This is a genomic window from Acinetobacter sp. YH12096 (assembly GCF_013419215.1).
In the GTDB taxonomy this organism is placed as follows: Bacteria; Pseudomonadota; Gammaproteobacteria; order Pseudomonadales; family Moraxellaceae; genus Acinetobacter; species Acinetobacter amyesii.
This window is the reverse complement of record NZ_VPAM01000006.1, coordinates 66531-82966: the sequence shown is the minus strand read 5'-3', so window position 1 is coordinate 82966 and position 16436 is coordinate 66531. Positions and strand designations below refer to the sequence as shown.

At 40.3% G+C, this 16436-nt stretch carries 16 protein-coding genes and 2 tRNA genes; 8 read left to right on the top strand and 10 right to left on the bottom strand.

The annotated features are described in order from the left end of the window. Nucleotides 1-49: 49 nt before the first annotated feature. Nucleotides 50-478, top strand: coding sequence for a hypothetical protein (locus FTU36_RS04365; protein WP_180116878.1), 429 nt, complete (start codon nt 50-52; stop codon nt 476-478). 67 nt (nt 479-545) lie between these two features. Here FTU36_RS04365 and FTU36_RS04360 read toward each other — a convergent pair whose 3' ends face one another. Continuing rightward, a complete protein-coding gene (locus FTU36_RS04360) occupies nt 546-1214 on the bottom strand; it encodes a methyltransferase (RefSeq protein ID WP_078189884.1) in 669 nt (222 codons plus the stop codon). Nucleotides 1215-1479: 265 nt separating this feature from the next. Continuing rightward, nucleotides 1480-2328, bottom strand: coding sequence for a bifunctional methylenetetrahydrofolate dehydrogenase/methenyltetrahydrofolate cyclohydrolase FolD (folD, locus tag FTU36_RS04355; RefSeq protein WP_078189885.1), 849 nt, complete (start codon nt 2326-2328; stop codon nt 1480-1482). A gap of 152 nt (nt 2329-2480) precedes the next feature. Here folD and FTU36_RS04350 point away from each other — a divergent pair. Both FTU36_RS04350 and FTU36_RS04345 read left to right on the top strand, forming a co-directional pair. Beyond that, nucleotides 2481-2554 (top strand) — tRNA-Cys (locus FTU36_RS04350). A 10-nt stretch (nt 2555-2564) separates the two neighbouring features. Then, nucleotides 2565-2650 (top strand) — tRNA-Leu (locus FTU36_RS04345). A gap of 467 nt (nt 2651-3117) precedes the next feature. Here the strand turns inward: FTU36_RS04345 and FTU36_RS04340 are convergent. After that, complete coding sequence (locus tag FTU36_RS04340) at nt 3118-4110, bottom strand: NAD(P)H-quinone oxidoreductase (RefSeq protein ID WP_180116867.1); 993 nt, start codon at nt 4108-4110, stop codon at nt 3118-3120. A 131-nt stretch (nt 4111-4241) separates the two neighbouring features. On the opposite strand from FTU36_RS04340, the gene FTU36_RS04335 reads away from it, so the two are divergent. Then, on the top strand, nt 4242-4592 hold the full coding sequence (locus tag FTU36_RS04335) for a co-chaperone YbbN (RefSeq protein ID WP_180041690.1): 351 nt from the start codon (nt 4242-4244) through the stop codon (nt 4590-4592). Nucleotides 4593-4605: 13 nt separating this feature from the next. Here FTU36_RS04335 and FTU36_RS04330 read toward each other — a convergent pair whose 3' ends face one another. Genes FTU36_RS04330 through FTU36_RS04320 form a run of 3 tightly spaced genes read right to left on the bottom strand, consistent with a single transcriptional unit; the run spans nt 4606 to nt 5715 of the window. After that, entirely contained in the window at nt 4606-4866 is a 261-nt protein-coding gene (locus FTU36_RS04330; RefSeq protein WP_111885646.1) for a DUF2798 domain-containing protein, read from the bottom strand. A 13-nt stretch (nt 4867-4879) separates the two neighbouring features. Continuing rightward, nucleotides 4880-5197 carry a DUF3861 domain-containing protein gene (locus FTU36_RS04325; protein ID WP_180011006.1) on the bottom strand — a complete coding sequence of 106 codons (318 nt, stop codon included), beginning with the start codon at nt 5195-5197 and terminating at the stop codon, nt 4880-4882. After that, on the bottom strand, nt 5194-5715 hold the full coding sequence (locus FTU36_RS04320) for a PadR family transcriptional regulator (RefSeq protein ID WP_180116866.1): 522 nt from the start codon (nt 5713-5715) through the stop codon (nt 5194-5196). The genes FTU36_RS04325 and FTU36_RS04320 overlap by 4 nt, the downstream gene beginning before the upstream one ends. A 118-nt stretch (nt 5716-5833) precedes the next feature. Between FTU36_RS04320 and FTU36_RS04315 the strand changes: the two genes are divergently transcribed. Then, on the top strand, nt 5834-6697 hold the full coding sequence (locus FTU36_RS04315) for a hypothetical protein (RefSeq protein ID WP_180116865.1): 864 nt from the start codon (nt 5834-5836) through the stop codon (nt 6695-6697). 53 nt (nt 6698-6750) lie between these two features. Here the strand turns inward: FTU36_RS04315 and cysN are convergent, their stop codons facing one another. Together cysN and cysD are read right to left on the bottom strand one after the other, a co-directional pair. Beyond that, the gene (cysN, locus tag FTU36_RS04310) at nt 6751-8364 is read right to left on the bottom strand and encodes a sulfate adenylyltransferase subunit CysN (RefSeq protein ID WP_180116864.1); all 1614 of its coding nucleotides are present in this window, start codon (nt 8362-8364) and stop codon (nt 6751-6753) included. A 163-nt stretch (nt 8365-8527) separates the two neighbouring features. Next, nucleotides 8528-9442 carry a sulfate adenylyltransferase subunit CysD gene (cysD, locus tag FTU36_RS04305; protein ID WP_078189893.1) on the bottom strand — a complete coding sequence of 305 codons (915 nt, stop codon included), beginning with the start codon at nt 9440-9442 and terminating at the stop codon, nt 8528-8530. A 320-nt stretch (nt 9443-9762) separates the two neighbouring features. Here cysD and FTU36_RS04300 point away from each other — a divergent pair, with 320 nt between their 5' ends. The 3 genes from FTU36_RS04300 to FTU36_RS04290 all read left to right on the top strand — a co-directional run bounded on the left by FTU36_RS04300 (nt 9763) and on the right by FTU36_RS04290 (nt 13297). After that, entirely contained in the window at nt 9763-10305 is a 543-nt protein-coding gene (locus FTU36_RS04300) for a hypothetical protein (protein ID WP_180049124.1), read from the top strand. 464 nt (nt 10306-10769) lie between these two features. Then, nucleotides 10770-11408 (top strand): YqiJ family protein, encoded by a 639-nt coding sequence (locus FTU36_RS04295; protein WP_180007473.1) that lies wholly within the window; start codon nt 10770-10772, stop codon nt 11406-11408. A gap of 176 nt (nt 11409-11584) precedes the next feature. Next, nucleotides 11585-13297 (top strand): flotillin family protein, encoded by a 1713-nt coding sequence (locus tag FTU36_RS04290; RefSeq protein WP_168379214.1) that lies wholly within the window; start codon nt 11585-11587, stop codon nt 13295-13297. A 1014-nt stretch (nt 13298-14311) separates the two neighbouring features. Here FTU36_RS04290 and sucD read toward each other — a convergent pair. Next, nucleotides 14312-15202, bottom strand: coding sequence for a succinate--CoA ligase subunit alpha (sucD, locus tag FTU36_RS04285; protein ID WP_168379215.1), 891 nt, complete (start codon nt 15200-15202; stop codon nt 14312-14314). 13 nt (nt 15203-15215) lie between these two features. After that, nucleotides 15216-16382 carry an ADP-forming succinate--CoA ligase subunit beta gene (sucC, locus tag FTU36_RS04280; RefSeq protein ID WP_078192988.1) on the bottom strand — a complete coding sequence of 389 codons (1167 nt, stop codon included), beginning with the start codon at nt 16380-16382 and terminating at the stop codon, nt 15216-15218. Nucleotides 16383-16436: the final 54 nt, after the last annotated feature.

Below are 16436 nucleotides of genomic sequence, written 5' to 3'. Positions count from 1 at the left end.
AGACGGACTATGGCATACTGAACATACAAATACACACGGCGAATGAATGATGAAAAATATTTACAAAGTTTTAAGTTTGGGTATTGTTGCAATGTCGATGGCTGCTTGCCAAAGCACTCCACGTGCTTTTAATGGTCAAACGGGCTTTCAAATAGAGTCCAAATCTGCAGATAGCGCAACACTTGCATATACTTTAGCGGGTCGCCAAAACCAACAACCGGATGCCAATAAATTACAACGTGCTTGCCAAAAAGTATTAAATACGCAAAAGACCTATAAATTACAAATCTTAAGCGTGAACGAAATTGCAAATCCTGCTTTGGAAAATACCCAGTACGGCCGTCAAATTGGTAATACACGTGCGAACTTCGGTCTATCAAATACTCCTGATCCACGTAACTCTGAAAACTTAGGCGCGCGTGATGCACTCGATGCTCGCCCTGCCACCTTACGTGTGGTTCGCTATACCTGTTCTTAATCAAATTTGCAGTTTAAAAGACAAAAATAAGACGCTTAAAGCGTCTTATTTTTTATCGGTTCAATATTTATAGGGTTTTATAAAAACTCACATTTCGAAACTCAGGTGATTCATCCAAATCAGGCCATGTCGTTGCGCTTCGTTCATCGAGTTTTTCATATTTAGGATGACTAAAGTTTTTCACACGACTGTCTGCCACCCACACTTCTGGAGCAAACTTTAAAAATTCATCCAAAAAGAAACGGTTGCATTGGTCATACAGCACATCGGCAGCCAATAAAATATCGACTTGTTCGGCTTTATACAGATCATCTAAATATTCGAGTTCAACATTGTTTAGCTCTGCATTGGCACGGCATGCATCTAGGCTCACTTGGTCGATGTCACAGCAGATCACGCGTTTCGCCCCTGCCATTTTTGCTGCAATCGCCACCACACCTGAACCTGCACCAAAGTCCAATACCACTTTATCTTTGACATGATGCGGCTCAGCCAATAACCACTGCGCCATAGCAAGTCCTGAAGCCCAACAAAAGATCCAATACGGCGTGTCATTCCATATACGGCGAATGACTTCATCATCCAATTTATCGGTTGGAAATACCGGTGGAATCAACCATAGAGAAATCGGGGTTTCAGGCAACTGTTGTGCATGTAATTCACAATGCGGAATGACTTCATGAAGTGCTTTAAGTAAATGTTCAGGGGCTTTAGGAAATTGGAAAGTACAGCTCATATTAAGCCTTGGGGATGATTTTATTTGAATTTATAAACGTATCAGATACGCGACATCGTCATCTGCTGCTGTGCGAGACAGACCTCAATCGAATGAACACTTTTTCTGCGACACCATTAATCAAAAAACTGATTATGTCGAGTTCAGCAGATGACAAATGGTTTTGGTTACTTTTGCCGAAACAAAAGTAACATACGGTCTTCTTACATTTAAAAGTCATAACGGTAAGACTCCGTTGTGACATAAATATCTTTTAATTAAAAGATTAACCTAACGCTTTTTCAGCAGCTTCAACAGTTTGACGAATCAATGTTGTGATTGTCATTGGACCTACGCCACCCGGTACTGGTGTATAAGCAGAAGCAATTTCTTCGATACCCACCAATTGGATATCACCTACACCGCCGCCATCACGTGGATGAAAGCCAGCATCAACAACCACTGCACCTGGTTTGATCCAATCTTTTTGAATCAATTCAGCTTTACCTACCGCACCCACAATAATATCAGCTTGTTTAACAAAGTCAGCCAAGTTTTGAGTACGTGAGTGGCAAGTAGTCACTGTTGCATTTGCTTCAAGCAGCATCGCAGACATTGGTTTACCCAAAATTGCAGAACGACCCACAACAACCGCATGTTTCCCTGCGATTTCAATGTTGTTTTCTTTTAAAATGGTCATGATGCCTGCAGGAGTCGCTGAACCATATGCTGCTTCACCCATTGCCATACGACCAAAACCTAAGCAAGTTACGCCATCTACGTCTTTTTCAAGCGAGATCGCATCGAAACAAGCACGCTCATCAATTTGAGCCGGTACTGGGTGTTGTAACAAAATACCGTGAACATCAGGGTTTGCATTCAATTTTTCAATTTCAGCAAGCAATTGCTCAGTTGTAGTTTCTTTAGGAAGCTCAACTTTTAATGAATCCATACCAACTCGGCGGCAAGCATTCCCTTTCATTCGTACATAAGTTGCAGATGCACCATCGTCACCTACCAAAATAGTCGCAAGAATTGGGGTACGACCAGTTTTCTCTTTTAGCGCTTCTACGCGAGTCAACAAGTCAGCTTCAATTTTCTTCGCCAATGCACGACCATCTAAAACTAATGCCACGGCACTTCTCCAAGTGATGATATGAATCAATTTTGCACATAATACATGATTATTTTAAATTTTTTACCTTGTATGCTGCTTTTATGCTCATACAGATGAATCTGCTATTGTTTTTTTTTCAGAGCTTGCTAATATACGCATCAACAAGACATGGCGGGGTGGCAGAGTGGTCATGCAGCGGACTGCAACTCCGTGTACGCCGGTTCGATTCCGACCTCCGCCTCCAATCTTGTTAAGCCCGAGTGGTGAAATCGGTAGACACAGGGGATTTAAAATCCCCCGCCCACAAAGCGTGCCAGTTCGAGTCTGGCCTCGGGCACCATTCTTCTACTACTGAAGATGGTGTAATAAAGAACCCAGCGATAAGCTGGTTTTTTTATGCCTAAAATTTAGCAACAGATGTTACGCACGTAAAAGTAATTTCACATTATTTACCGATATTTAAATCTACTCGACAGAGTCTTACATCTAGGGATTGAATAAAGGGATTAGCCTTCGGCTGGAGGTACTTTTGTTTCGGCAAAAGTACCCAAAACCATTGTCATCCGCAAAACTCGTTCACTAGCGTCTACTTATTCAAAGTATTGCAAAAACATTTTTGATTAAAAACAACCCTGTCTCATACACTTGCGGATGACCTTACCGCGTATCATTCTTTTATTTGAATCAAATTGTGCTTTTGATGTTACTGCGTCAAATCAGATAGGAATACAATAAAAAAGAGGGACATTGCCCTCTTTAATTATTTTAAAACACCCTGCAAATACATCGCGTTTTAAAAATAATCCTTTAGATCACTTCAACCACAATCTTACCCACATGCTCGCCTGTATCCATGGCTGCATGTGCTTCTTGAATTTGGTCAAACTTAAATGTTTTGTAAATCATTGGCAGGCATTCACCTTTAGACCATAACGGAACAACATTTTCCTGAATGCCTTTGGCAATCTCTGCTTTTTCTGCAGTATTACGCGCACGCATGGTTGAGCCTGTAATGGTCAAACGCTTCATCATGATTTGACCCAGTTTTACTTCTTTGGCTTTTGCACCACCTAAGAAGGCTATATAGACCAAACGACCATCACGACGTAATAGATTGAGGTTCTGCGCCAAATACGGTGCGCCAACGATATCTAAAATAACATCTACACCTTGCTCATTGGTCGCTTCATTAATCACTTGCTCAAAGTCTTGAGTCTTGTAGTTAATCGCATGCGTGATATCAGAGATCGCTGCCACTTTTTCATCTGAACCGACTGTTGCAAAGGTTTTCATGCCTAAGGCATTACACAGCATGATTGCCGTGGTTCCAATACCACTGGTTCCACCATGTATCAGCACCGTTTCACCTGCTTTGGCTTTACCCATTTGGAATACATTCGCCCATACGGTAAAGAATGTTTCAGGAATTGCTGCTGCTTGGGTAAAGCTGACACCTTCAGGAATACGAATGGTTTGGCTTTCAGGCACCACGCAATACTCCGCATAACCGCCACCATTGGTCAGACCGCAGACTTTATCGCCCACTTGAAACAAAGTGACATCAGCACCGACAGCAACCACTTCACCCGCAACCTCTAAACCTGGTACTGGCGTTACGCCTTTCGGCATTGGGTATAAACCTTGACGCTGTAAAATGTCTGGACGGTTAATACCAAAGGCATGCACTTTAACCAACACTTCATCCGCTTTCGCATCTGGGATGGCAACGCTTTCATACGCCAGTTTATCGACACCGCCCGGTTCAGTAATAATGACCTGCTGCATGCTTTGCTGTGACATTGTTTTTCCTTTTCAATTATTGACTATTCATCTATCTATGTACTATTTGAACATAGAAAGCATACAGATTGAATAACAATGGACTTATGTATAATTGGCTGACTATTTAGCAAATTAATAATAGGCAGCACATGGTTCAGGTTGTTGAATATAACGAAGATAACGCCAGCGACTATGAATGGTTCGATGGTTTTGCCGTGATTCGTTTCTATGCAGACTGGTGCGCGCCCTGTGTGCAGAACTTCCCTGTATTTGAGCAGTGCGCAAGTCAAATGTCCGCACAGCATGCACAGCTCAAATTTGGCAAGGTAAATATTGATTCCTCACCGATACTAACCTTGCGCTATAACGTTTATGGACTACCTTCAACCTTAGTATTTTATCGCGGGCAAGTCATTCAACGTATTGCAGGAGTTAAATCGCTGACTGAATTAACAGCCATCATTCAAGATGCTATGCAGTCACATTCAACTCATGACTAAACGGATGTACCTTTTATTTGGATGCAGACTCATTCGGCAGGCGTACAAACTTCATTAAAGTATTACGCACCAATGGCAACACGATCAAAATGAGCGGGAACGCCACCATCCATGACATACCCCAAGCGCGAAGCCAAATACCAAGAAAGCCTTCAACTAAGCCTTTATTCATCAGCATATTAAAGCAGGAAATTGAACCGCTCATAATGCCGGACAGAATTAGAGGCATCAGCCAAGTCATGTGTTTGGGATGAAATTTTGGGAGTTGATTCATCTGTAAATACCTATTATTCGTCTTGGGCTGCGTTCTGGGCTTTTACGGTTTGTTTTAGTGTTTTCATAAATTGGCCGAAATGCGGCATGAAATCTTTAAATAAAGGATGGTCTTTATTTTCCAACAAGGTTTCACCAAACAGTTTCAGACCCACAGCAAAGGCTTTGGTCTTTTCATCATCTAATAACTGCGCTTTGGTCAAATGCTCCAGCACCTTAAACATGTCATCATGGTTGTAGGCATTAAACTGCAACGCTTCGGTATAAGTCGAAGGATTGCCCTGCGCATCAGCAATGTGTTTGAGCGTGATTTCATATTGATGCTGTTTCATAGTGTCACCTCCATACGGCTGATTTCGACTGCCGCCTGATCGATTTTTTCTGCAATGGCATAGACCTGTTCAGGTGTTAGTTCACAGTGCTGAATTTTGATGCGCAGTGATGCTTTTAAGTTTTCCATCGCACGTTTGATGTCGACGTATTGTTCGTTGTTATGAATCTGCTTACGGGTATCAAAACGACACAGAATTTTCTCTACTGTGGCTTTTTCGGCATCCAGATGCGCTAAGCCTGACTGCGTAACGCTGTATTGTTTACGGTCTTCCGCATTTAGTTCTGCATGGATGTACTGCTGTTCTTCTAAATAGTTGAGCGTTGGGTAGATCGTACCTGTACTTGGGCTGTAACCGCCGCCAACGATTGCGCCGACATCTTTAATGATGTCGTAACTAAACTTAGGCGCTTGGGAGATAAGATGCAGCACCAATAGTTTCATGTGCCCTGCTTCAAACAGGCGTTTTCGGGTTTTGACAGGACTATCGTTAACAGCAAGAAGGTCTGAATTTGACATCGCAAAGATACACCTTAAGATTAATTAAGATATATCTTAACTAAATTATTGAAAATTTCAAATTTAAATAAATTTAATCTATATAATTAAATATAGGCTACTGATTAAAAATAGATTTATGGAAAATTTCACATTAAACAGAAACTTTACTCTTGTTCCAGAACATTTGAATGTAAATTGTTTAGTACAAGAAATAATGAATTATCGCAGTAAATTTTTGCGTTTAAGTAAAGATTTTCTACACTGTAAAGTAGAAGAAAGATTTATTGATGAATTAAACAGATCATATCATGAACATCAGCACAAATTAGACCGCACCTACTGTTATGGTAAAGCATTATCTGAAGAACTAGCATTTGAAGTGGGCAATATAAACAATACAGAAATATACCCAACTCTTAAAATCTTAATTGAAAAGTTAGTTGAAGAACTGATTAGCAGGCAACGCTGGCAAAATATTGCAGATGAAGTTAAACAATATAGTGAATCTCATAATATCAACATATGGTCATTAACTTACATGGATACACGTTATAGACAAATATACGAATATATTGATGAAATTTTAGATCAACTAGAAATTCTTAAACAATCTTTTACCTATCAAATACTGTCAAAGCAAATCACAACTATAGAGGCAATCAAATTAATGAATACACCTAATATTTCAATCCAAGGCAATCAGAACCAAATTCAAACTGGCTCGAATAACCAACAAATTGTAAATCAAGCTCAAAATACTCAACCACCTGAGATTTTTAATGAACTTATAACTTTTATTTCGAAAATTGAAAATGTATCAGATGACGATAAAAAACAGTTTCAAGCTCAAATTGATGAACTCAAATTAAACTATAATCAACCTACCTTTCATCATAAATACAATAATTTTATGGCAAATGTTTCCGCACATGTGACCATAGGTACTGCATTATGGCAAAGTGGATTAATGCCAATACTCACAGCATGTTTACCAACATAACCAATAAAAAAGACCCGCCTTTCGGCGGGTCTTTTTTAAATCAATTCAATCTATTACAGACGAACTAACTCAACAATTTTCTCAGCAACTTCTTCAACAGCATCGAAGGCATAAGCCACATCTGCACCTTCAGCTGTATCTGTAATCACAACCACACCAGTTTCACGAACTAGTGCAACTTGCTCCACAGTTAAACCAGCTTTCGCAATTGCAACCACACCTTGCTGAATCAATAAGCTTTCAATCGCTTGCGCATTTTCAAGGGCTTTAGCAGTCACAGTTACAGCAGCAGGTTTTTGACCTAAACGTGCAGCACGCGCTTCAGCAGTAACAGGCTCGTTGTGTGCAGTCCATTCCACTGCAGACTCAACCATACCCGCCCCAACAGTCACGTTGCTTAAACGGTCAATAAATATAAATGAACCTGTGTAACGGCTGTCTTTATAACGGTCAAATACCACTGGCGCATCAAACTCAATCGTTACATCTGCAATCGCATTCAATTCAAGCTGTTCAACTTCCGTTTTTTCCAATGTGTTTACATTGGTACGGTAGTTAATTTTAGCTACTTTGGCAGGAATAGTTTGCGTACCAAACTTCACGTTATACAGCTTACCAACCACTAAAGGCGCATCTGTCATCCATACCACAGAGGCACGTGCAGAACGTGAAATTAACGGCTGTTCGCCCGCTTTTACCAACACGTTACCACGTGAAATATCAATTTCATCATTCAGTGTTAAAGTTACCGCTTGACCTGCAACAGCATGGTCTAAGTTACCGTCAAAGGTTACAATTTCTTTAACAGTAGACGACTTACCAGATGGTAATGCAGTAATGGTATCGCCAACTTTTACTTCACCAAGTGCAATCGTACCGCAGAAGCCACGGAAATCGAGGTTCGGACGGTTGACATATTGAACTGGGAAACGGAATTCGTGCTTGCTCGTATCATGCGAAATTTCAACAGTTTCCAAAGTCTCCATTAGAGTCTGACCTTGGTACCACGGCGTATTTGGCGATTTGTTTACAACGTTATCACCATTCAACGCAGAAATTGGCGTGAAGATAATATTCGCAGGTTTACGATCGCCCAATTGGTTTACGAACTCGTTGTACTCAGCTTGAATCTCATTGAAGCGTGCTTCAGAGAATTCAACCAAGTCCATTTTGTTCACTGCAACCACAATATTACGAATACCCAAAAGACTCGCAATAAATGAGTGACGACGCGTTTGAGTTTGTACGCCATAACGCGCATCAATCAAGATGATCGCTAAATCCGCAGTAGACGCCCCCGTTGCCATGTTACGTGTGTACTGCTCATGCCCCGGGGTGTCAGCAATGATGAACTTACGTTTTTCAGTAGAGAAATAACGGTAAGCCACGTCAATGGTAATACCTTGTTCACGTTCCGCTTGTAGACCATCGACAAGTAAAGCCAAGTCAGGCGCATCACCCGTAGTACCCACTTTTTTAGAGTCACGAGTCACAGCTTGTAATTGATCTTCATAAATCAATTTTGAATCGTAAAGCAAACGGCCGATTAAAGTCGATTTACCGTCATCTACGTTACCGCAAGTCAGGAAACGTAGAAGGTCTTTATTTTCGTGTTGTTTTAAATACGCCAAGATGTCTTGGCTAATTAAATCTGATTGATGAGACATTGCTCAAAGCTCCACATATTCTTTTGAAATCGGTTTCTGAATCTTTTTAATCCCTCTAAATCTCCCTTTAAGAAAGGGAGACTTCTCCGTTCTTTCTCGGGAGTTCCCCCTCTTTAGTAAAGAGGGTGAGCAGCACTGCTGCGCAAGGGAGATTATGAGATTCTTAGAAGTAACCTTCCTGCTTTTTCTTTTCCATCGAACCTGCTTCGTCATGGTCGATCATACGGCCTTGACGTTCAGATGTTGTGGCTAAAAGCATCTCTTGGATAATTTCCGGTAAAGTTGTTGCAGTTGATTCAACCGCACCTGTAAGTGGGTAACAACCTAAGGTACGGAAACGCACCGATTTCATTTGTGGCACTTCACCTTCGTTCAAACGCATACGCTCATCATCAACCATGATCAGTGTACCGTTACGCTCAACCACTGGACGTTCAGCAGCCAAGTACAAAGGAACCAATTTAATATTTTCAAGGTAGATGTATTGCCAAATATCCAACTCAGTCCAGTTAGACAATGGGAACACACGAATACTTTCGCCTTTGTTTACTTTACCGTTGTAAAGATTCCAAAGTTCAGGACGTTGGTTTTTAGGGTCCCAACGGTGTTTGGTATCACGGAATGAGTAAACACGCTCTTTAGCACGAGATTTCTCTTCGTCACGGCGCGCACCACCGAAAGCCGCATCAAACTGATATTTATCAAGTGCTTGTTTTAAGCCTTGAGTTTTCATAATGTCAGTATATTTTGAGCTACCGTAATCGAACGGATTCACGCCTGCGTCTTTACCTTCTTTGTTTTGATGCACGATTAAATCAAAGCCATGCTCTTTTGCCATGTTGTCACGGAAAGTAATCATGTCTTTAAATTTCCAACCCGTGTCTACATGCAGTAGTGGGAATGGAAGTTTGGCAGGATAGAATGCTTTTAAAGCAAGATGCAGCATGACCGCTGAATCTTTACCGATTGAATACAGCATGACTGGGTTTTCGAACTCAGCAGCAACTTCACGGATGATATGAATACTCTCAGCTTCAAGCTGTTTAAGATGAGTAAGTCTTTCCTCATTTAATGACATGGACAACACCAGCTTAGAATATGTGTACTTATTACACTTTAAAGATATATATACATTATAGTGATTAAGCTTTCATAACGATTGCTTGTTTTGTGATATTGATATTCTTATTCGTCATATACAAATTGTCTGATACTGCTTATCAATTTTAATTAATTTAATACAATAGACTTATCAATTTCATTATTATTCTAGTCCGAGATCCGTAATTTTACGCAATTTTTTATCAATTAACTAATCGCTAAATCCTCTAAACAATCGGTATTCAAACTCGCTCAAACTACCTAAAGTAGCTATATCGCTCTCCAATAGTTATTGATATGCCATATAGTCACTATACGCTTGAAACCTTAAAGTCGCTGATTGAAGCCGCAGGTCTTGCTGGCTATATTTATCAGCATTCTTCACACATCCTCGTGCTCCAAGAAGCCTTAAATGATGACGGCAGCCCGCTGAATAACTTTATCCAACATGAGCTGAGTGCAGACCAAATTGGCCTTCAGTTCGGCCTACGACTTTTGGACAATAAACTCGAATTTTTGATTGGGGTGACTCACAGCAACCAAGATCGCGGCTACGAAATTGGCGCTGGCAATTTAAAGGCCGATCAACGCGCATTTAATCTGCTCTATGCTTTTTATAATTTTCCCAAAGCATTTCACTTAATCCATTTCCCGCTCGCAGCCAATAGCACCCAGTTAGAAGAAGAGATCGAAAAGCAATTGTTTCAACTTGAAAGCATGGGCTTTTTAGACACTGCGATTAAAACCAATCCGATGGGCGAACAAGTGAAGTGGATGAAAACCTTTATTGTTCAAGCGGCTTTAGATATGAAAGTACGCATTCAAACTTCATTGTTATAAAAACGGTTAAAGCCACCTAAAAAGCGCTCTATTGAACGCCAGTTCAAATCTCCATATGACATCGAAAGTCACGGCAAAGCCCTCAGCACTGCTGTGACGCTTATAAATTTACATTTCCTAACATTGTTTTCTGTGCCGTTTAACAGGCCATTTCTCTCCCTTGAGCACGACCACTTATATATCTGCAATTAGACTGAAAATTTGATTGATCACAATGACTTAAATCTTAAATGGGTAAAGCAGAAATACTATTAACTTTAGATTTAGATAATCCTGACTTAATTGATCAACTATTTTTAAAGAAAAACTTAGTAATAGCTCACATAAAAGCCGACTTTTTGTTAATCTGATCTGTAATTTTTTTACACAATTTCGACAGATAATGTTATTTTATTTACTGAAAAAAATTCGGCCAGAATTATTTTTTTTGATTTTTTATAAGCATAAATATAGAGATAAATATAATGTGGGAATTGTTTACTCACCCGTCTAATATCGTGTTTAGCATCAGTCTCTGCTTAATGTTCTTGTTTGGACTTTTTGAGATTGTGTTAACAATTTTAGGGGGTGGTTCTCAAGGCTTCTTAGATCAATTCCTACCTGAGGATGTTGGTCATAATGCAGAGCTAGGTGTAGATGCCGATGCAGGTATCGTGACACGTGTGCTCGATTGGTTGTATTTGGGTCGTATTCCACTGTTTGTATGGCTCATCATTTTCTTATGTGTCTATAGTTTATTGGGCTTTGCTATTCAAGCCATCGTTAACCAAATGACCAGTATGATGTTCAGTGCATGGATTATTGCACCAGCCTGTATTTTTCTGTGCATGCCCTTCGTACGTTTTAGCGCAATGCTCATTGCCCGTATTTTACCCCAAGATGAAACCACTGCCATTTATAGTGATGAATTGATCGGTAGAACGGCCACGATCATTTTGGGTGATGCACGACCCCAGTCTCCTGCTCAAGCCAAAGTCAAAGATCAACACGGATTGACCCATTATATTTTGGTTGAACCTGAACAAGATGAAATTTTCAGCCAAGGTCAATCAGTGGTTTTAACCCAAAAAACAAATGTAGGCTTTCAAGCCACCATGCTCTAAATTTTGAATGAATTGATGCTCGATCAGTTCTTCTAACACCATATAAATACATTTAACGCATCATTCCTTCTGTAAATCTCGAAGTCATGATGAGTCAACAAAATACTGATTTTTAAACCAAACTTGTTAGCACTTTAGAGGGTTAACTTGAACTACAACAAAAGAGATAAACGTCCATGTTAGACATTATTCCAAGCGGTATCCTTGTTTCAGTCGGGATAATTTTTGCCGCACTTATTTTTATTGGTTTTATTATTGCTCGACTTTATCGTCGCTCAAGTAAAGAAATTTCATTTGTGCGTACAGGCTTCGGCGGTGAAAAAGTGATTTTAGGTGGCGGTGCTATTGTGCTTCCTGTGCTGCATGAAATTATTCCAGTCAATATGAACACCCTACGTCTTGAAGTACGCCGTGCAGATGACCAAGCGCTGATTACACGTGACCGTATGCGTGTCGATGTGATGGCGGAGTTCTATGTCCGTGTGAAACCAACCGCAGATTCGATTGCTACCGCAGCACAAACGTTAGGTCAAAAGACCATGTCGCCAAATGAGTTAAAGAATTTGGTTGAAGGCAAATTTGTTGACTCATTACGTGCAGTTGCCGCAGAAATGGCGATGGAAGAGTTGCATGAAAAACGCGTCGACTTCGTACAAAAAGTTCAGCAAGTGGTGTCTGAAGATTTACATAAAAACGGTTTGGAACTTGAAACTGTTTCATTAACTGGCTTAGACCAAACAGGCTTTAAATACTTTAACCCACAAAATGCGTTCGATGCTGAAGGTTTAACTAAACTGACAGAAACCATTGAAGACCGTCGTCGTAAACGTAATGCGATTGAACAAGATGCAGATCTTGCAATTAAGACCAAGAACTTAGAAGCAGAACAAGCACGTCTACAAATTTTGCGTGAAGAAGAATATGCAAAACTGCAACAAGAACGTGAAATTTCAATCCGTCGTGCAGAACAGCTTGCAGAAATTGCATCACAAGAAGCTGCTAAAAAACGTGAAGCCGAAGAAGCGCGTATTGCTGCTGAACGTGAAGTTGACTTAAAGCGTATTACTGCTGCACGTGACGTTGAAAATCAAAATATTCAAAAGTCACAAATTATTCAGCAAGCCCAAGTGGAACAAAAGAAAACCATTGAATTGGCTGAGCAAGACCGTGCCATTGCCATTGCTGAAAAATCTCGTGCTGAATCTGAAGCTAAAGCACATGCCGATCAAGCACGTGCTCAAGCGGTAAAAGCCGAAGAAGAAGTGATTACCGTTCGTCAAATCCAACAAGCTGAACGTCAAAAAGCTGTTGAATTGGTCTCTGCGAAAGAAAAAGCAGAGAAAGATGCGATTGCCATTACTGTCGCGGCTGAAGCGGGTAAACAAGCGGCTGCAGATGATGCAGAAGCTATCCGTATTGCAGCTGAAGCCGAAGCTGAAAAAGTTCGCTTAAAAGCAAAAGGTGAAGCTGACGCAAAAGTTCTCTTGGCTCAAGCGATGGAAAAACAATACCAAGTTGATGCTGAAGGTACACGTGCAGTGAACGAAGCAAACAACGTATTGTCATCTGAACAGGTTGAAATGCAAATTCGTTTAGCGATGCTGAAATACTTACCTGAAATCATTCGCGAAAGTGTTAAACCAATGGAAAACATTGATGACATTAAGATTTTGCAAGTAAATGGTCTAAATGGTGGTCATGCAGGTTCTTGCCAAGGTGATGCTCACCACGAAGGTAGCGGTAATGTTGCCTTGTCAGACCAAGTGGTGAATAGTGCCCTACGCTACCGCAGCCAGGCCCCACTGATTGATAGCTTGATGAGTGAGCTTGGTATCCAAGGTGGCGATATTAACGGTTTAACTCAGAGCTTAAAAACCAGCAAAAACTAAGTTTTTGATTGAGATAGGGCTCCATCAAATCTCTTTATTCAGAAGTGATTGCTTGAGCAACACATTCTAAATGAATTAAAAAAGCAGTGTCCGCACTGCTTTTTTTATGGCTTAGATACTTGTACTTATGGGCATACAATCTCCCAAAGAAATGAACAACATTTTCTGTCTTATCAGAGCGCTTTTAATGGTTTCTGACATTTATATTTCGCATCACAGCCTGATGTTAAATCAATGAACAAATGGCGTATTTCATAAAAATACTCATTTAGAAGCTATAGAGCAAACAGCATAAAATTATGAAACAAAATATTTAAAATCAATTAATTGATATATCCTTCTCATCTTACAGAATAAGATATTTACTTCTATATATTCAGCTCGATAACATTTTGTTCTATCTATTGTTTTTATAAAACTTGGAAATTGCTTATTAAATTGAAAATAGGGCCTAACAAGGTTTTTGCACTTCAAACCATCAACTAAAAAATAATAGCTGACTATAGATGTATATGCTCATGTAGATTTTCTTAAAAAAATTTCATCACTGAGATAGCAAATTTCACCAATTTTAAAGCTCCCCCTTCTCATATTCCTGATCTACCATCCTTTGTATAAGGCTTGAGAAAATTACAAATAAAATAATTTCTATTGAAAATATTAGGCTTCATCCAAGTAAAAAAGCTCTTTGATGATAAAGATCCATTAAAAATCTCAATTAAATTAGTTATTTTCCCTAAAATCAATATACTGCACGCTATACGAAATTATTTTTAAAAATCATAAACCTATGACCATCCCCGCAATCATCACATATTCGGATTATTATGTGTTCTTTACATTTCATAGTTATTGAACAACCAATATTCCATCCGTTTATGCAGCGTCACTGCACCCCAAAGCAGAACACATAGCCATGCCCTTATGGCTTTTGCATAGCGGCTGAAATACGCTTTTTTTTGCGTAAAAAAAAAGAGAATCCGAAGATTCTCTTTTGATGTTTAAGTATGGCGATTAAACCAAACCTTTGCCTTTCAGCACTTCGTACATGGTCGAACCTAATTCAGCAGGACTACGGGTATAAGCCATACCCGCTTTTTCAAAGGCAGCGAATTTCTCTTCAGCTGTGCCTTTACCGCCCGAAATGATTGCCCCTGCATGCCCCATACGTTTACCTTTAGGTGCAGTTACACCCGCGATATAACCAACAACAGGCTTTGTAACATTCGACTGGATATATTCAGCCGCTTCTTCTTCTGCTGTACCACCAATCTCACCAATCATGATGATCGCTTCAGTTTGAGGGTCATCTTGGAACAGCTTTAAGCAATCAATTTGGTTCATGCCCGGAATTGGATCTCCCCCAATACCGATACAAGTCGACTGACCTAGACCCAACTTCGTAGTTTGCGCTACAGCTTCATAGGTTAATGTCCCTGAACGCGAGATAATGCCGATTTTACCTGGCTGATGAATATGCCCCGGCATAATACCGATCTTACATTCACCTGGGGTAATAATCCCTGGACAGTTTGGCCCAATTAAGCGTGCGTTATTGCCATAGGTTTCTAGGTAACGTTTAGCTTTTAGCATATCGAGTGTCGGCACACCTTCAGTGATCACCACAATCAGCTCAACACCTGAATCAATCGATTCAATAATTGAATCTAGGACAAATGGTGCAGGTACATAAATCGAGGTTGCCGTTGCACCCGTTTCACGCACTGCTTCTTTCATGGTATTAAATACGGGCAGATTCAAATGTTGTGTGCCGCCTTTACCCGGAGTCACCCCACCGACCACTTTTGTGCCGTAAGCAATTGACTGTTCAGAATGGAATGTGCCGTTTTTACCGGTAAAACCTTGCACCAATACTTTGGTGTCTTTATTAACTAATACGCTCATGATCTCTACTCCCTTAGCCTTTTACCGCAGCAACAATTTTTTCTGCAGCATCAGCCAAGCCATTTGCAGAAATCAATTTCAAACCTGATTCATCAAGTAATTTTGCACCCAACTCTGCATTGTTCCCTTCTAGACGAACAACCACAGGTACAGTCACATTTACTTCTTGAACCGCTGCAATAATTGCTTCAGCAATCATGTCACAACGTACAATTCCGCCAAAAATATTAATTAATACACCCTGCACAGAACTATCCGCCAAAATGATTTTAAAGGCTTCAATTACGCGTTCTTTGGTCGCGCCACCGCCTACATCTAGGAAGTTTGCAGGTTGACCACCATATAGCTTGATGATGTCCATGGTTGCCATCGCTAGACCAGCACCATTCACCATACAGCCAATATTGCCTTCTAAGGCAACATAGTTCAGATCAAATTCTGATGCTTTCAGCTCACGCTCATTTTCTTGCGTTTTATCGCGTAGTGCTGCGATTTCTGGTAAGCGATATAAAGCATTTGAGTCGATACCAATTTTTGCATCCACACATAAAATCTCGCCATTTTCACGTACGGATAACGGGTTAATTTCAAATAAAGCAAAATCATTTTCAATGAATGCTTGATAAGCCGCAGACATGATTTTGACAAATTGATTCACTTGACCATCTTTTAGGTTTAAAGCAAACGCCACTTCACGTGCTTGAAATGGTAACAATCCAACTAGAGGATCTACTTCAACTTTAATAATTTTTTCAGGGGTTTCTTCTGCAACTTTCTCAATTTCAACCCCACCTTCAGTCGATGCCATAAAGGTCACACGACGGCTAGAACGGTCAACTACAGCACCTAGGTACAATTCACGCTCTACTGGATAAACATCTTCAGATACCAAAATACCGCTGACGGGTTGACCTAATGCATCTGTTTGATAAGTGACTAAGCGTGAGCCGACCATTTGGTTCACATAATCAGTGGCTTCTTGTGCAGATTTTACCACTTTAACGCCGCCTGCTTTACCACGACCACCTGCATGTACTTGGGCTTTGAGTACCGCAAACTTACCACCCAGTTGCTCAAAAGCTTTGACTGCTTCTTCTGCGGTAGTTACAAATACGCCTTCTTGAACTGGCATACCATATTTTTTTAATAACGCTTTAGCTTGATATTCGTGTAGATTCATTGAACAACCTTTTACTCTTTTTTCGCTTTGTTATGACCCATTAAAGCCCAGACA

Coding starts and splice junctions, on each gene's coding strand:
- FTU36_RS04365 (WP_180116878.1), top strand. CDS start 50: ATGAAAAATATTTACAAAGTTTTAAGTTTGGGTATTGTTGCAATGTCG.
- FTU36_RS04360 (WP_078189884.1), bottom strand. CDS start 1,214: ATGAGCTGTACTTTCCAATTTCCTAAAGCCCCTGAACATTTACTTAAA.
- FTU36_RS04340 (WP_180116867.1), bottom strand. CDS start 4,110: ATGTCACAGCAAAGCATGCAGCAGGTCATTATTACTGAACCGGGCGGT.
- FTU36_RS04335 (WP_180041690.1), top strand. CDS start 4,242: ATGGTTCAGGTTGTTGAATATAACGAAGATAACGCCAGCGACTATGAA.
- FTU36_RS04330 (WP_111885646.1), bottom strand. CDS start 4,866: ATGAATCAACTCCCAAAATTTCATCCCAAACACATGACTTGGCTGATG.
- FTU36_RS04325 (WP_180011006.1), bottom strand. CDS start 5,197: ATGAAACAGCATCAATATGAAATCACGCTCAAACACATTGCTGATGCG.
- FTU36_RS04320 (WP_180116866.1), bottom strand. CDS start 5,715: ATGTCAAATTCAGACCTTCTTGCTGTTAACGATAGTCCTGTCAAAACC.
- FTU36_RS04315 (WP_180116865.1), top strand. CDS start 5,834: ATGGAAAATTTCACATTAAACAGAAACTTTACTCTTGTTCCAGAACAT.
- cysN (WP_180116864.1), bottom strand. CDS start 8,364: ATGTCTCATCAATCAGATTTAATTAGCCAAGACATCTTGGCGTATTTA.
- cysD (WP_078189893.1), bottom strand. CDS start 9,442: ATGTCATTAAATGAGGAAAGACTTACTCATCTTAAACAGCTTGAAGCT.
- FTU36_RS04300 (WP_180049124.1), top strand. CDS start 9,763: ATGCCATATAGTCACTATACGCTTGAAACCTTAAAGTCGCTGATTGAA.
- FTU36_RS04295 (WP_180007473.1), top strand. CDS start 10,770: ATGTGGGAATTGTTTACTCACCCGTCTAATATCGTGTTTAGCATCAGT.
- FTU36_RS04290 (WP_168379214.1), top strand. CDS start 11,585: ATGTTAGACATTATTCCAAGCGGTATCCTTGTTTCAGTCGGGATAATT.
- sucD (WP_168379215.1), bottom strand. CDS start 15,202: ATGAGCGTATTAGTTAATAAAGACACCAAAGTATTGGTGCAAGGTTTT.
- sucC (WP_078192988.1), bottom strand. CDS start 16,382: ATGAATCTACACGAATATCAAGCTAAAGCGTTATTAAAAAAATATGGT.